Genomic DNA, 15,751 nt, shown 5'->3' with positions numbered 1-15,751 from the left:
CACGATGGACCTCAATCTCAGTGACGAGCAAAAGCTGCTGCGCGAGAGCGCGGAGCGCTTCGTGGCGCAGAGCTACGATGCCGATCATCGCCGCAAGATGGCGAACGACCCGCTCGGCTTCAGCCCTTCGGTGTGGAAGCAGTTCGCCGAGCTCGGCTGGCTGGCGCTGCCGCTTCCCGAAGAGTTCGGCGGGCTCGGCGGCGGCGCGGTCGAGATCGGCATCCTGATGGAAACCTTCGGCCGCGGGCTGGTGTCGGAGCCCTATGTCGCAACCGTGGTGCTCGGCGCCGCGCTGATCGCCAGATGCGGCACCGCGGAGCAGAAGCAGGCGAGCCTGCCCAAAGTGGCGGATGGATCACTGAAGCTTGCCTTTGCGCATTCCGAGCGCGCGGCCCGGTTCGATCTCGCCAAGGTCACGACCAGCGCCAACAAGACGGCGCAAGGCTGGCGCCTCGCCGGCAGCAAGACCGCCGTGCTCGACGGACACGCCGCCGACCAGATCATCGTCTCCGCGCATATCCACGATCATCGGGGGCCGTCGGGTCGGATCGGTCTGTTCCTCGTGCAGGCGACGACGCCAGGCCTCGTCATCAGCGACTATCCGCGCCTTGGCGGTGGACGTGCCTGCAACATCGAGCTGTTCGACGTGCATCTGCCGGAAGACGCCCTGCTCGGCGACGGCCAGGACGCGCTGCCGGCGATCGAATGCACCATCGATCGCGCCATGGCCGCACTCGGTGCGGAGGCCGTCGGCATCATGCAGACGCTGCTGGAGACGACGCTGGAATACACCAAGATCCGAAAACAGTTCGGCCGGCCGCTCTCCGCCAACCAAGTGATCCGCCACCGCCTCGCCGACATGGCGATGCAGGTCGACGAGGCGCGATCGATCGCGCTGCGCGCTGCGCTGAAGGCAGATAGCCCGCCGGTCGAGCGCGCGCGGGCCGCGTCCGGCGCGAAAGCAAAAATCGGCAAATGCGCCCGCTTCGTCGGCGAGCAATCGATCCAGCTCCACGGCGGCATGGGCGTCACCGAGGAGCTCGAGGTCGGCGCCTATTTCAAGCGCCTCGTCGCCTTCGACACGCTGTTCGGTGGCAGCGCGCACCATTACGCGCGCCACGCCGAGCTTGGCCGCAGGGCCTGACCCAAGGAGCGCAACATGGACCTGTCGTTCAATGCCGAGGAGCGTGCCTTTCAGGACGAGGTGCGCGGCTTCATCGCCAAGAATCTCACCGAGGAGATGAAGCGCGCGACCGCGCTGACGCCCTCCGTATTTTCCGACCCTGACATCGGCATGGCCTGGCAGCGTGCGCTGCACCGCCAGGGCTGGGGCGCACCTGGCTGGCCGGTCGAACATGGCGGGCCGGACTGGACACCGGCGCAGCGCTGGATCTTCGAGACCGAATGCGCGCGCGCCGGCGTGCCCAGCGTCAACGTGATGGGCGTGAAGATGGTGGGGCCGGTCATCATCGGCTTCGGCTCGCCGGAGCAAAAGAACTTCTACCTGCCCCGGATCCTCTCCGGCGAGGATTATTGGTGCCAGGGCTATTCCGAGCCGGGCTCCGGCTCCGATCTGTCCTCGCTGAAGACGCGCGCGGTGCGCGACGGCGACGACTATATCATCAACGGCACCAAGATCTGGACCACGCATGCCCACCACGCCAACCGCATGTTCGCGCTGGTGCGCACCAGCGACGGGCCGCGGCAGCAGGACGGCATCAGCTTCATCCTGATCGACATGAAGACGCCGGGCATCACCACGCGTCCCATTCTCACCATCGGCGGCGACCACGAGGTCAACCAGGTGTTCTTCGACGACGTGCGCGTGCCCGTGGCCAACCGCGTCGGCGACGAAGGCAAGGGCTGGACCTACGGCAAATATCTGCTCGAATTCGAGCGCGGCTCTGGGATTGCCTCAGCGAAGCTGCGCGAGGGATTGAAGGCGATCGCGGACCTTGCCGAGTCGGATCTCACGGGACGCGCCATCGACAGCCCCGATATCGCCACGCGCATCTCGGAGGTCGAGGTCGACATCGATGCGCTGGAGATGACCGAGCTGCGCGTGCTCTCCGCGCTGCAAACCGGCCAAAATCCCGGCGCGGTGTCGTCGATCCTGAAGCTGCGCAACAGCGAGATCCGCCAGGCGGTGACGCGGCTGGGCGCCGACGTGATCGGCCACGACGCCCTCGCGGTCGAGCCGATGCGCCCGCTCTACAAGCTCAACCACGAGCCGGCGACGCCCGAGGAGATGCTGACTGTGATGCCGGAATATCTCAACGGCCGCGCCTACACGATTTTCGGCGGCACCTCGGAGATCCAGCGCGACATCATCGCGAAGATGATGCTGGGGATTTGAGGCTGGATTCGTAGCCCGGGCCTTTGGCGCGTGCTCGCGCTCCAATCTCCGCTGTCGTCCCCGCGAACGCGGGAACCCATAACCACAGGGAGATGTGGTTGCGGGGACTCGGAGTTACCCGCTTCGCGCCAAACCACATCCTGTGGTTGGGTTCCGGGGTCGCGCTTTGCGCGCCCCGGGACGACAGCGGAGAGTACCGCAACAGCCGAGGCAGCAACGCGCCGCCCTTAACCTTAACCCGCCGCCTTCGCGTCCCTTATCGCTTGCCAGATCTTCTGCGGCGTCAGCGGCGTATTCAGCTGGGTGATGCCGAGTTCGGCGAGCGCGTCCATCACGCCGTTGGTGACGCAGGGAGGGCCGCCGATGGCGCCGGATTCGCCGCAGCCCTTGGCGCCGAGCGGATTGGTGCGACAGGGCGCGGTATCATCCAGCGTCACCACGATCGGCGGAACGTCGTCGGCGCGCGGAATGCAGTAGTCCTGGTAGCTGGCGGTGAGGAGCTGGCCGTCGGCATCGTAGGACACACCTTCATACAGCGCCTGGCCGATGCCCTGCGCCACGCCGCCATGGATCTGCCCCGTCACCAGCATCGGGTTCACGGCGACGCCGACATCGTCCACCGTGGTGTAGCGCACGACCTTGGAGACGCCGGTCTCCGGATCGATCTCGACCTCGCAGATATGCGTGCCGTTCGGCCAGCTCGGGCCGTCGACTTCGCCTTCGGAATCGACGCTGAGCTTGGCACCGCTCTCCTTCTCGGCGAGATCGAACAGGCTGATGCGGCGGTCGGTGCCGACCACGGTGAGCATGCCGCCCTGATACTCGATGTCCTCGACCGAGGTCTCCAGCACGTTCGCTGCCTTCTCGCGCGCCTTCTGGATCAGGTCGTTCGACGACACGGCCACGGCAGTGCCGCCGACGAACAGCGAGCGCGAGCCGACGCTGCCGAAGCCCGTGGCGAGATCGGTGTCGCCCTGCACGACGTCGATCTTGTCCATGGGAATGCCGAGCGTGTCGGAGATCATCTGGGTGTAGGTGGTCTGCAGCCCCTGCCCCATCGCCATGGTGCCGGAATGCAGGACGACGCGCCCCTGCGAGGTCGCGTGCAGGCTGACCTTCTCGGTATGCGCGCGACCGCCGGTCCATTCGATGTAGGAAGTGAGCCCGCGGCCGTAGAGCAGGCCCTTCTTCTTCGCCGCCTTCTTGCGCACGGCAAAACCGTCCCAGTCTGCGAGGTTCACGGCACGGTCGAGCATGTGCGCGAAGGCGCCGGAATCGTAGACCTGCCCCGCCGCATTCGTGTACGGCAGCTGCCCCGGCTTGATGTAGTTGGCCTTGCGGATCGCGCGCGGATCCATGCCGATCTTTCGCGCGGCGGCATCGAACAGGCGCTCGACGATGAAAACCGCCTCGGGGCGGCCCGCACCGCGATAGGCGCCGACCGGCGCGGTATGGGTCATCACCGACTTCACTTCGAAATGCACCAGCGGCAGATCGTAGACGCCGGTCTGCACGAAGGGCCCGAGCACCAGCGGGATGATGTTGGCCGCACCCGAGGAGTAGGCGCCGGTGCAGCCGATCGACTTGACGCGATAGGCCAGCACCTTGCCCTTTTCGTCGAGCGCGAAGGACGCCGTCGAGGTCAGATCGCGGCCATGGGTGCCGCCGACGAACTCGTCGGTGCGGTCGCCGCGCCAGCGGATCTTCTTGTTCAGCTTGGTCGCGGCGTAGGCGACGATGCCGTCCTCGGGATAGAGGTTGGTCTTTTGGCCAAACCCGCCGCCGATGTCGCCGACCAGCACGCGCACGCTGTCCTTGGGGCGCTTGAGCACGGCCTCCGCCAGCACGTCGCGGGTCGAGGCCGGGGTCTGCGACTGCACGTGCAGCAGGAGGCGGCCGGACTTCTTGTCGATCTCGGCAATGGTCGAGCGCGGCTCCATCGCGGAAGGAACGAGGCGCTGGCTGACGAGATCGAGCTCGACGGTGTGCGCGGCCCTGGCAAATGCCTCGTCCACCTTGGCGGCATCGCCATAGCTCATGGCGCCGACGATGTTGTCGGGCGCCTCCGGCCACACCACGGGCGCGCCGGGCTTCACCGCCTCGATGGGATCGACCACCGCGGGCTGAACGTCGTACTCGACGACGATCGCTTCGGCGGCGCTCTGCGCCTCCGCGCGCGATGAAGCCACCACTGCGGCCACGGCCTCCCCGGCGTAGCGCACGATCTCGTGGGCCAGCAGCCGGCGCGGCGGCACGGTCATCGGCTTGCCGTCGGGGCGCTTGAAGATATTGAGCGTCGGGATGCTGCCGACGTCGTCCTTGACGAGGTCCGCGCCGGTGTAGATTGCGGTGACGCCGGGCATTCCGGCCGCAGCGCCGGTGTCGATCGAGACGATCTTCGCGTGGGCATGCGGCGAGCGCAGCACGTGCAACCACAGCGCGCCGTCCTCCGGCTTGTCGTCGATGAACTGTCCCTTCCCGGTGAGCAGCCTCTGGTCTTCCAAACGCTTGACGGGCTGGCCCGCTCCGAAACGCAAATTGCCGGGAAGAATGTTCATTCCGTTATGTCCTCGAAATCCGGAAAACGACCGCGGCGGTTTTAACCGATTTTGCGGGCCAGACAACCGAGCCCCGGCACATCTGCAATGCGCGTCAGAGCCGCTTTGCTGGCGCGGATCGGCCGGCTAGGACCTATCGATGTCGATGATGCCTATATTCACGTCACGGGTGTCCGAGCCCCGCTTGACAGTGAGGCGAACGGTCTTCCCGGCGCCGGCCTGCTCGAGCGCATCGGTCAGGTCGGAGAGGCGCCGCACCGGCTTGCCCTCGACCGCGGTGATGATGTCTCCGACCGCTCCCGTGGAAAAGTTGACACCGCGAATCCCCGCCCGCTCGGCAGGGCTGCCGGGGGCCGTCCGCACCACGATCACCCCTTCGACGCCAAGCCGGGTCGAGACATCCTCGCCGGCGGCCACGATGCCGATGCCGGGTGTCGGCACGCGACCGTTGCGAATGAGCTCGGGCACAATCCGGTTCACGACGTCGACCGGGACCGCGAAGCCGATGCCGGCGTTCGAACCGGACGGGGATATGATCGCCGTGGTGACGCCGATCAGCCGGCCGGCGGAGTCGAGCAACGGTCCGCCCGAATTGCCGGGGTTGATCGCGGCGTCGGTCTGAATGACGTTGGCAATTTCCCGGCCGCCATGGGTCGGAAGCCTGCGCTTGAGCGCGCTGATAATGCCGCTCGTCATCGATTGATCCAGTCCGAAGGGATTGCCGATCGCGAAGGCGGATTGCCCGACCTTCAGGTCGCTCGAACTGCCGAGCGCAATCGGAGCCGGAAGCTGGCGCACGCTGCGGATCCGCAGCACCGCGAGATCGTAATTGGGAGCCGTGCCGACGAGGTCGACCTCGGCCACCTCTCCCGAGGCAAAGCGCACGGCGATCTCGCCGCCACTGGCGACGACGTGATTGTTCGTCACGAGATGTCCGTCGCGATCCCATACGAATCCCGTGCCGGAAGAGCCGCCCTGGCCTTCCTCACCCATGAGAGGACTGGCCGCCGATTTGGCTGCCACCTGGACGACCGAAGGTGACACGCGCTCGAAGATGTCGATGGTGGCTTTTTCGCCCTCGGACAGCGGCCCCCGCTGCTCGACCGCGCGTGCGGAGGGCGCCGTCCATGGGACAGGGACATGCAGGATCTTCGCGGCAGTGACGGCAAGCAGCAGGGCGACGAAGGCTGCCGCGGCAATCGCGTAGCGACGATTCATCGGTGACCACCGTCTTCAGTGCTGAATGCGGCCTTGGGATGCATATGCATGGGGTGACAGATCCGGCTTACGCAGCAACGTCGCAAACGAACGGAAGTTTCCCGGTTGGACAGGTAAGGGCTTTTCCGGCTGATGCACGGGTGCCGGGGCATATTGCCGCGTGCCAAACAGCTAGGTCAGCTCGCGCAGCGCCATGTCCACGACCTTCCTTGCCTCTGCCGTGAGCGGCGCCTGCGGCGGGACGGGATCGCCGACGTCGTAGCCCTGGATCGAAAGCCCCGCCTTGATGCAGGCGGCGAGGTTGAAGCGGGCGAAGGCTTCGTTGATGCGCCACAGCCGGCGCTGCAGCGCCATGGCCTCGTCCCACCGTCCGGCCTTGCAGAGGTCGTACAGCGCGACGCTCTGGCGCGGAATGATGCAGGCCGGTCCCGCCATCCAGCCGCGACCGCCGATCAGCATCACTGCGGCGGGGATATGAGCCGAGGCGGAGAAGACCTGCAAGGCATCGCCGCAGCGGTTCATGATCGAGAGCAGCCGGCCGGTGTTGGTCGAGGCATCCTTGATGTAGCCGATGCGCGGATGTTCGGCGAGGCGCGCAATGACGTCGAGGGTGAGATCGGAACGCTGAAATTGTGGATTGGTGTAGATGACGACGGGAATGTCCACGGCGTCGGCGATGGCGCGGAAGTAGGATTCGACCTGGGCATCGGCGAGTGGGAAATAGGCTTCCAGGATCGCCAGGATGCCAGCGGCGCCGAGCCTCTGGCAGGCCCTTGCCTGCGCCACCGCATCCGCCGTGGAGGTGGAGGCGACGCCTGCGATGACCGGCACGCGGCCCCGCGCGGCCTCGATCGTGGTCTGCACGACCGCCGTGCGTTGCCCGGCGTTGAGATAGGCGAATTCGCCGGTCGAGCCCAGCGGCGTCAGGCCATGCACGCCGGCGCCGATCAGATCGTCGCAGAGCTTTGCGAGCACGTTGGTCCGCACCGTGCCGTCGGCATCGACGGGCGAGACGAGATAGGGAAAGACACCGTGGAATTCGGACATGTCAGCTGCATTCGGGATATCAGGCCGCCGCGGCGCCCTCAATCGCTGCTAACACGGGGAAGAATCGCCAGCAAGCCTGCGCATTGACCGCTTCTCAACGACGTTGAGCGCCAACCGTCATCGCACGCCCCTTCCCCTACCCCTTGTTAGGAAGAAGCGGAGATTGTGCCAGCCATGACTCTCAAAATGTTGTCCAGGTTCCTGCATCCCGATCCGCGCATCCGGCGCGAGCTCGTGGATCTCCTGTACACGTCGCTGCCGCAGGTGTCCGCCATTGGCGTCACGTCGGTGACGGGCGCTGCCGCGCTGACGCTCATGAGCGGCGATATCGGCTATGCCTTGATCTCGGTCTTCATCTTCATCACGGCCGCGGCCCGCATCGCCTCCCTGTTCCGCTACAAGTCGCGCGGTACGCAGCTCTCCGATGCCGACGTGATCGGCTGGGAACGGCTTTACGGCGCCGGCGCGTCCGCCTTCGGCCTTGCACTGGGCATGTTGTCCTTTCGCGCGCTCCAGCTCGACGACGGACCCGGCGCCTGGATCGCGTTCGGGCTTTCGATGTCCTTCTGCGTTGGCATGGTCTCGCGCGCGGCGATCCGCCCCTGGATCATCCTGACCACAGCCGCGGTCCTTTTGACGCCAACCATCCTGGCCGGCCTGCTCCGCCCCGAGCTCGCCTACAAGCTCGGCGCAGTCATGCTGGTGTTCTTCTGGCTCACATTGCGCGAGGCGTCCAAACATCTCAGCGCCGCCTTCGTCGAGCGGCTCGAAGCAAAGCACCGGCTGGCGCGCCAGGCGACTCACGATTTCCTGACGGGATTGCCGAACCGCGCCGCGTTCTTCCAGGCGCTGGCGGAGACCCGCGGAAGCTTCGCCATCATCGCCATCGATCTCGACGGCTTCAAGCCGGTCAACGATCGCCACGGCCATCACGTCGGCGACGATCTGTTGCGCCAAGTCGCAGAGCGGCTGTCGGTCTGCATCGGCAATCCAGGCATCGCGGCACGCTTCGGCGGCGACGAGTTCATGATCCTCAAACCGGTTGCCTCAGGCGATGCCGGCCGTGAGCAGGCGCTCGCGCTGGCGCGCCAGGCCATTCGCGATCTCTCGATGCCGTTTCTGCTCACGGACATTCCGGTCCGCATCGGTGCAAGCGCCGGCGTTCTGATCAGCGCCGATGCAGCCACCGGTGCCCCAACGTCACAGCTCATGGAGCGGGTCGACCGTGCGCTCTATACAGCGAAACGTGCCGGAGGCGGCGGTTGTGCCTTGTCGGATGAGGGCGCAGGGCTGGAACGCGCAGCAGGCTGAAGCTCCTGTTCGATCTGCGCCTCGAGCAGCCGCACCGGAGGGTCCCATGGATCGACCCCATGGATCGCCCCCATGGATCGCCCCCCTGGGCCATCCGCCGGCGCGCCGGCCTTGCCAGCTGCTGTTCCTGCGCCGATAGCAGCGTCGGCTCGGTCCTGGCCACCCGGCCAGTTTCGCAAACGCCTGTGACGTCCCAGATTGAGGACAACTACAGGAGCCTGCCATGACCGCCCCTACTCCTCTGTCTTCCCTGTCGTCCGCGCTCGCCGACATGGTGGCGCGCACGGCGCCGTCCGTCGTCTCCGTGCATTCGCACCGCTCCCGCGCCACCGGCTTCGTCTGGAAGGCGGGCCTGATCGTTACCGCCGATGAGGCGCTGGCCGACGAGGGCGCGGTCGAGATCGGCCTTGCCGACGGCAGCCGGGTGGCCGCCACGATCGTCGGCCGCGACCATACGACCGACATCGCGCTGCTGCGCGCCGAGGCCGGCGCAGCGCCGGTCAGGCTCGACGCGACGGTCCCGCCGCTCGGCGCCTTGGCGGTGGTGGTCGCCACCAATCGCGAGACGCCGAGCGCCGCGCTCGGGATGGTGTCGGCGTCCGGCAACAGCTGGCGTTCCTTGCGCGGCGGCGACATCGATGCGCGGATCGAGCTCGACGTCCGCCTGCGCGGTAGCCAGCAGGGCGGCCTTGCGCTCGATGCATCGGGTGCGGCCTTCGGCATGGCCGTGCTCGGCCCGCGGCGCGTGCTGGTGATCCCGGCGGCGACGATCGAACGCGTCGCGGCACAGTTGGAGGCGCGCGGGCGCATCGTGCGGGGATATCTCGGCCTCGGGCTTCAGCCGGTCCGGCTCGACGACGGCATCGGCGCGATGGTGATGAATGTCGACAAGGCCGGTCCCTCGGCCGCGGCCGGCATCCGTCAGGGCGACGTGATCGTGGCGGTCAACGACCAGAAGCTGTCGGGCGTGCGTGCGCTGTCGCGGACACTGGGACCATCGAGCGTCGGCGCGGTGCTCGATGTCGCGGTGCGCCGCGGCGGCGAGCCGGCCAGCTTCAAGGTCACCGTTGCCGAGAGGCCTGAGGCGTGAGCGAGCACAAGACGGCCGAGATCGTGCTCGCACTGGAGATCGACGACCCCGCCCTCGCCGATCGTCTTGCGGCGCTGCTCGGCAGTGTCGCCGGGCTTCGCCTCGCCGCGCCCGGCGAGCAGGCCGCCGCAGCGATCGTCGCGCGCGATCCGCGCCGCATGCCCGATGACATCACGCTGACACAGCGCGAGCTCGACGTGCTGGCGCTGATGGCCGAGGGTGCCTCGAACAAGATGATCGCGCGTCGGCTCGGCATCTCCGTGCACACCGTGAAATTCCACGTCGGCTCGCTGCTCGACAAGCTCGACGCCACCGGCCGCACCGATGCGGTGGCGCACGCCGCGCGCCGCGGCGTGATCGAGCTTTGACGGGCCTCACGGCGCCGACGTCGCCGGGAATCTGAGCTCGACCTTCAGGCCCGGCGCATTGTCATGCAGGGCAATCTCGGCGCCATGAAGCCGCGCGACCGCGGCGACGAGGCTGAGGCCGAGACCATTGCCCGGCGTGTAGCGGCTTTGTTCGAGCCGGTAGAAGCGCTTGAAGACGTGATCGCGCTGCTCATTGGGAATGCCCGGACCGTCGTCGGCAATCGTGATCACCGCGCCGCCATCGGCCCTGCGGCAGGTCACGGTCACCTGTCCGCCCTTGCAGCCGTGCTTGATCGCGTTATCGACGAGATTGGCGACGGCGTCGAACAGCAGGTCGCGGTCGCCGGTGATCGCAACCCCGCGTTCTCCGGCAAGGCTGAGCCTTGTGGCAACCTGCTCGGCGGCGGCATCGTAGAGCTCGACGACCTCGCCGGCGATCTCGGCGAGATCGAGCGCGCGGAAGGCGCCGGTGCGGGCGCGGCTCTCGATCTCGGAGATCCGGGTGATGGAGGCGAACATGCCGAGCACGGCATCGAGATCGGCGATGGTGTCCCCGATCAGCGCGGCGTCCGTCTCGCTGTTGCGCTCATGGTGATAGGCCTTCTCCAGCCGGCCGCGCATGCGCGTCAGCGGCGTCCGCAGATCGTGAGCGACGTTGTCGCTGACCTGCTTGACCTCGCCCATCAGCGTCTCGATGCGGTCGAGCATCTGGTTGAGGTTTTCGGCGACGCGATCCCACTCGTCGTTGCTGCCGCGCAAGGGGATACGCTGGTCGAGGCCGGAGAGCATGATGGCGCGGCTGGTGGCGTTGATCTGCTCGATCCGTCCGACCGTGCGCCGCGTCACCAGCACCGCCGCGAGCCCGGCGAGCACAAGCAGCAGCATGGCGACCGCGACCATCGCGAGCTCGATCATGCCGGTGAAGCCGTCATGATCGACGGCCGTGCCGAGCCGGCGCTCCACATAGGCGAGCGTCCCGAAATAGACATAGGCCATGATCGCCGCCACGATCAACCCGAATGCCGCGATCGCGATCAGCGCCAGGCGGAAGGTCGAGGAGCGAAGGGTCTTAGCCAGGAGCACGGAGGCAGTATCCGATGCCGCGGATGGTGTGGATCAGCGGATAGTCCTGGGCATCGTCGACCTTGCGGCGGACCCGCCCGACATAGACGTCGATGATGTTGGTCGAGGGATCGAAATGCAGGTCCCAGACATGCTGGAGCAGCATCGCGCGGGAGACGACGCGGCCCTCGTTGCGAACGAGGTATTCGAGCAGCTGGAATTCGCGCGGCAGCAGCGGTATCTTGCGGCCGCGGCGGGAGGCGCTGCGCGCGATCAGATCGATCGCGAGATCGCCGACGCGCAGCAGCGTCTCCTTGGCGATGGTCTCGCTGCGGCGGCCGAGCGCTTCGAGGCGCGCCAGCAATTCGGTGAAGGAGAACGGCTTGACGAGGTAGTCGTCGCCGCCGGCGCGCAGGCCGCGCACGCGGTCGTCGACTTCGCCGAGCGCGGAGATGATCAGGAACGGCGCGGCAATGCCGTCGTCGCGCAACTGGCGCATCACGCTGATGCCGTCGATATCCGGCAGCATCCGGTCGATGGTGATCACGGCATAGTCGCGCGCGGCGCCATGGCTCAGGGCTTCGCGGCCATTGGTTGCGAGGTCGACGTCGTAGCCCGAAACCGTCAGCTCGTCGACGAGCTGACCTGCGGTTTCCGGATCGTCCTCGACGACCAGGATGCGACGGTGACCTCCGGTCATGACAAACTCCGCGCGACGATCGCCACCAGACTATCCCGTTCCGGGGCTGAGCGGAACCGCCCGGCGGCGATCGCGACAATGGTGCGGTACGGCGATGCGACTACCAATAGTCTCCGCACACATTGACCCATTGCCACCCGTAGGGCGTCCAACTCCTGCGCCAGCAGCCATCGGCGTATCCGGCGTATCCGGCGTAGAAATAAGGCGAGCCGAAGACGGCGAAACGACGGAAATGGTGATGACGGAAGCCGTGGCGGCCGTGCCAGCCCGCGCCGGCGAAGCGGGGGCCGATCGCCGCGTGGGCGAAGCGCCCGCCGCCAAAGGCAGGCCTGCCGAAATGAGCGAAGCGTGCGCCGCCCATGCCGCCAGCCCGCATGCCGCCGAAGCCGCCGGCATGCATGCCGCCACCGAAATGTCCGCCACCGCCGAAATGGCCACCTCCGCCGAAATGGCCGCCACCGCCAAAGCCGCCATGGCCGCCACCGCCGCCACGCGCGAGCGCCGGTGAAGCGACCGCCATCATTGCTGCGATCAAGGTCGCCGTGAGGCCCTTAAGAAGCCTGTTGTTCATCGAAACATCCTCCTTGCAGTGCGGCGGTCAGCGCGCCGCACGAGGACGATCAGATGAGGAGAATGGGCCGTCTGCTTCAACTTACAAATGCGCCAGATTCTGACGCGGGTGTCAGGGAGAGGGAGCCCAACTCTCTCCCCGTCATTGCGAGGAACCGTTGCGACGAAGCAATCCAGAATCCCTCCACGGAGAAGATTCTGGATTGCTTCGCTACGCTCGCAACGACGACGTGGATAGAAGCATCCGACCTCTCCCCGCAGAAGGGCGGGGAGAGGTGAAGATTCAAGCGCGCTTGCCGCCGCTCTTCTCCGCCGCCCGGCGCAGCGCTTCGGCGAGAGCGCCACCGCCCGAAGACTCCTGCTTGCGCGGAGCCGACGAGGTCATGCGGGCGGGATTGCGTGAGCCGTTGTCGCGCTGCATGCCGGGTGCATCCTTCTTAGGCCCGACCTCGTCGTCGAGGCGCAGGGTCAACGAGATGCGCTTGCGGGCGACCTCGAAGTCCAGCACCTTCACCTTGACGATGTCGCCGGGCTTCACCACCTCGCGCGGATCCTTGATGTAAGTCTTGGACATCGCCGAGATGTGCACGAGGCCGTCCTGGTGCACGCCGATGTCGACGAAGGCGCCGAAAGCGGCGACGTTGGTCACGGTGCCCTCGAGAATCATGCCCTTCTTGAGGTCCTTGATCTCCTCGACGCCTTCCTTGAACACCGCGGCCTTGAACGCCGGGCGCGGGTCGCGGCCGGGCTTTTCCAATTCGCGCAGGATGTCGGTGACGGTCGGCAGACCGAAGGTTTCGTCGACGAAATCCTTCGGCTTGAGGGTGCGCACGACCTCGCTGCTGCCGATCAGCGCCTTGATGTCGCTCCTGGTCGCCGCGAGAATCCGGCGCACCACCGGATAGGCTTCCGGATGCACGCCGGAGGCGTCGAGCGGGTCTTCGCCGCCGAGGATGCGCAAGAAGCCCGCGCACTGCTCGAACGCCTTGGGGCCGAGCCGCGGCACGTCCTTCAGCGCCTTGCGCGACTTGAACGGACCGTTGGCGTCGCGGTGCGCGACGATGCTCTGCGCAAGGCCCGCACCGACGCCCGACACGCGCGCAAGCAGCGGCGCGGAGGCGGTGTTGACGTCGACGCCGACGGCGTTCACGCAATCTTCGACCACCGCATCGAGCGATTTTGCGAGCTTGGCCTGGCCGAGGTCGTGCTGATACTGGCCGACGCCGATCGCCTTCGGCTCGATCTTGACGAGCTCGGCCAGCGGGTCCTGCAGGCGCCGCGCGATCGAGACCGCGCCGCGCAGGGTGACGTCGAGGCCCGGCAACTCCTCCGAGGCGAAAGCCGAGGCCGAATAGACCGAGGCGCCGGCCTCGGACACGACGATCTTTGTCATCTTCAATTCGGGCAGGCCCTTGACGAGATCGGCGGCGAGCTTGTCGGTCTCGCGCGAGGCGGTGCCGTTGCCGATCGCGATCAGCTCGACGCGATGCTTCAGCGCGAGCCGGCCGAGCGTCGCCAGCGACTCGTTCCACTGCCGCTGCGGCTCGTGCGGATAGATCGCGGTGGTGTCGACCACCTTGCCGGTGGCGTCGATGACCGCAACCTTGACGCCGGTGCGGTAGCCGGGATCGAGACCCATGGTGACGCGGGTGCCGGCGGGCGCAGCCAGCAGGAGATCGCGCAGGTTGGAGGCGAACACGCGCACCGCCTCGGTCTCCGCCGCATTCCACAGCCGCATGCGCAGGTCGATGTTCAGATGCACCTGGATCTTGGTGCGCCAGGCCCAGCGCACGGTGTCGATCAGCCAACGGTCGCCGGCACGCTTGAGGTCGGCGATGCCGAACCGCTTCATGATCTTCAACTCATAAGGGCTCGGCACGCCCGGCGGCGGCGCTTCAGTCTCGGCCTGGATCTGGAGATCGAGGATCTCCTCCTTTTCGCCGCGGAACATCGCGAGAATGCGATGCGAGGGCAGCTTGGTCAGCGGCTCGGAGAAGTCGAAATAGTCGGCGAACTTCTCGCCCTCGGTCTTCTTGCCGTCGCGCACCTTGGAAGCCATGCGCGCGTTGGTCCACATCTCCTCGCGCAGGGCGCCGATGAGGTCGGCGTCCTCGTCGAAACGCTCGACCAGAATGGCGCGGGCGCCGTCCAGCGCGGCGGCGGCATCCGCAACGCCCTTCTCGGCGTTGACGAAGCTCTCCGCCACGACCTTCGGATCGTTGCCGGATTCCGCCAGCAACTGATTGGCGAGCGGCTCGAGGCCGGCTTCCTTGGCGATCTCCGCCTTGGTGCGGCGTTTCGGCTTGAACGGTAGATAGATGTCTTCGAGGCGTGCCTTGCTGTCGGCGGCCATGATCGTGGCTTCGAGGGCTGCATCGAGCTTGCCCTGCTCGCGGACCGATTCGAGGATGGCCTTGCGGCGGTCCTCGAGCTCGCGCAGGTAAACCAGGCGCTCCTCCAGGGTGCGCAATTGCGCGTCGTCGAGCGCACCGGTCGCTTCCTTGCGGTAGCGGGCGATGAAGGGAACAGTGGCGCCGCCGTCGAGCAGCGTCACCGCCGCCTCGACCTGCTCGGCGCGAACCCCAAGCTCCTGCGCAATTTTGTGGTTGATATTTGCCACGCGAGATTCCCTCTATCAAAGCACGCGACGCAGGGGCGAACCACCGGCCGCGGGACGCCGCTTATGGACCAATCGAGGTTGATTCATCAAGGTGGGGCGCGCAACCGTCGACAGAGGATTTTTTGCCGGATCGATGCGATCTCGCCACATTCGAGGGGGTACCGACGCAATCCAGAATCCCTCCGCGGAAAGATTCTGGATTGCTTCGCTTCGCTCGCAATGACGGAGCAAGGGGCATTGGCGTCGTCCTTCCAACTGACATTTCAACCCGCAGGCACAGCTTTTCCTTCCCGCGGCGCCTTGCGCCCGAGTCTTGCGCTTCGTCTTGCGCTTCGTCTTGCGCTTCGCGTCACGCCCTCATCTGGAAAGGGCGCAGGGAAGGCCGGGCGCCGGCTGGCACCCATAAGACCCCTGCGCCGAACGAATGCACGCGCAATGCACAGGGGAGACACAGGGCAGCCGAAACCAGGCCTTCCCTGCGCGATGGTTTGACGGCGTATGGCGCGCTCTCCCCGGAGACGAGTTCCTGCTTGCCTCCGTCACCTCGCGAATTGACGATGGTTGCGACCCGGTTGGGCCGCAGCGCATCTCCGCAAGGCTTGGCTGTAGCAACGACAGCCAGGACCACGCGATTTGGCCGTACGCAGGACGACCCGGCTTCGCCCGAAGGCTTCCCCGGATCCAGGCGCCGTTCGTCCGCACGCCGCCGGGACCCCCCCCCCCCCCCCCCCCCCCCCCCCCCCCCCCCCCCCCCCCCTCACGGGGTTCATCCCGCCCTGCTCCCGCATCTCGTGCACGACGCTCCCGCGTCCACCGCAGCCCGATCCGCGGCTCGTGACGACGTACGACCG

The 15,751-nt window shown here is 66.8% G+C and carries 12 protein-coding genes; 5 read left to right on the top strand and 7 right to left on the bottom strand.

Annotated elements, in window-relative coordinates:
* Nucleotides 1-4: 4 nt before the first annotated feature.
* Entirely contained in the window at nt 5-1,144 is a 1,140-nt protein-coding gene (locus tag XH87_RS14165; protein ID WP_271587761.1) for an acyl-CoA dehydrogenase family protein, read from the top strand.
* A 15-nt stretch (nt 1,145-1,159) separates the two neighbouring features.
* Nucleotides 1,160-2,356, top strand: coding sequence for an acyl-CoA dehydrogenase family protein (locus XH87_RS14160; RefSeq protein WP_271587760.1), 1,197 nt, complete (start codon nt 1,160-1,162; stop codon nt 2,354-2,356).
* A gap of 233 nt (nt 2,357-2,589) precedes the next feature.
* On the opposite strand, the gene XH87_RS14155 is transcribed toward XH87_RS14160, so the two are convergent.
* The 3 genes from XH87_RS14155 to XH87_RS14145 form a co-directional block, all read right to left on the bottom strand.
* Nucleotides 2,590-4,914 (bottom strand): xanthine dehydrogenase family protein molybdopterin-binding subunit, encoded by a 2,325-nt coding sequence (locus XH87_RS14155; protein ID WP_271587759.1) that lies wholly within the window; start codon nt 4,912-4,914, stop codon nt 2,590-2,592.
* A gap of 126 nt (nt 4,915-5,040) precedes the next feature.
* Nucleotides 5,041-6,132 (bottom strand): S1C family serine protease, encoded by a 1,092-nt coding sequence (locus tag XH87_RS14150; protein WP_271587758.1) that lies wholly within the window; start codon nt 6,130-6,132, stop codon nt 5,041-5,043.
* A gap of 171 nt (nt 6,133-6,303) precedes the next feature.
* Nucleotides 6,304-7,179 carry a dihydrodipicolinate synthase family protein gene (locus tag XH87_RS14145; protein WP_271587757.1) on the bottom strand — a complete coding sequence of 292 codons (876 nt, stop codon included), beginning with the start codon at nt 7,177-7,179 and terminating at the stop codon, nt 6,304-6,306.
* Nucleotides 7,180-7,365: 186 nt separating this feature from the next.
* Between XH87_RS14145 and XH87_RS14140 the strand changes: the two genes are divergently transcribed.
* From XH87_RS14140 to XH87_RS14130, 3 genes are all read left to right on the top strand, one after another.
* On the top strand, nt 7,366-8,490 hold the full coding sequence (locus XH87_RS14140) for a diguanylate cyclase domain-containing protein (RefSeq protein ID WP_442868271.1): 1,125 nt from the start codon (nt 7,366-7,368) through the stop codon (nt 8,488-8,490).
* Nucleotides 8,491-8,713: 223 nt separating this feature from the next.
* The gene (locus XH87_RS14135) at nt 8,714-9,580 is read left to right on the top strand and encodes a S1C family serine protease (RefSeq protein ID WP_271587755.1); all 867 of its coding nucleotides are present in this window, start codon (nt 8,714-8,716) and stop codon (nt 9,578-9,580) included.
* Nucleotides 9,577-9,948: a response regulator transcription factor gene (locus tag XH87_RS14130; protein WP_035713518.1), complete on the top strand. Its 372-nt coding sequence runs from the start codon at nt 9,577-9,579 to the stop codon at nt 9,946-9,948. Before XH87_RS14135 ends, XH87_RS14130 begins: the two co-directional genes overlap by 4 nt.
* A gap of 6 nt (nt 9,949-9,954) precedes the next feature.
* Here the strand turns inward: XH87_RS14130 and XH87_RS14125 are convergent, their stop codons facing one another.
* The 4 genes from XH87_RS14125 to XH87_RS14110 all read right to left on the bottom strand — a co-directional run bounded on the left by XH87_RS14125 (nt 9,955) and on the right by XH87_RS14110 (nt 14,900).
* On the bottom strand, nt 9,955-11,031 hold the full coding sequence (locus tag XH87_RS14125) for a sensor histidine kinase (protein ID WP_271587754.1): 1,077 nt from the start codon (nt 11,029-11,031) through the stop codon (nt 9,955-9,957).
* Nucleotides 11,018-11,710: a response regulator transcription factor gene (locus XH87_RS14120; protein WP_271587753.1), complete on the bottom strand. Its 693-nt coding sequence runs from the start codon at nt 11,708-11,710 to the stop codon at nt 11,018-11,020. The genes XH87_RS14125 and XH87_RS14120 overlap by 14 nt, the downstream gene beginning before the upstream one ends.
* A gap of 100 nt (nt 11,711-11,810) precedes the next feature.
* Entirely contained in the window at nt 11,811-12,281 is a 471-nt protein-coding gene (locus XH87_RS14115; protein WP_271587752.1) for a hypothetical protein, read from the bottom strand.
* 282 nt (nt 12,282-12,563) lie between these two features.
* The gene (locus XH87_RS14110; protein ID WP_271587751.1) at nt 12,564-14,900 is read right to left on the bottom strand and encodes a Tex family protein; all 2,337 of its coding nucleotides are present in this window, start codon (nt 14,898-14,900) and stop codon (nt 12,564-12,566) included.
* Nucleotides 14,901-15,751: the final 851 nt, after the last annotated feature.

This window comes from Bradyrhizobium sp. CCBAU 53415 (assembly GCF_028128735.1).
In the GTDB taxonomy this organism is placed as follows: Bacteria; Pseudomonadota; Alphaproteobacteria; order Rhizobiales; family Xanthobacteraceae; genus Bradyrhizobium.
The sequence above is the reverse complement of the archived record's forward strand: the minus strand, read 5'-3'. Positions and strand labels throughout refer to the sequence as shown.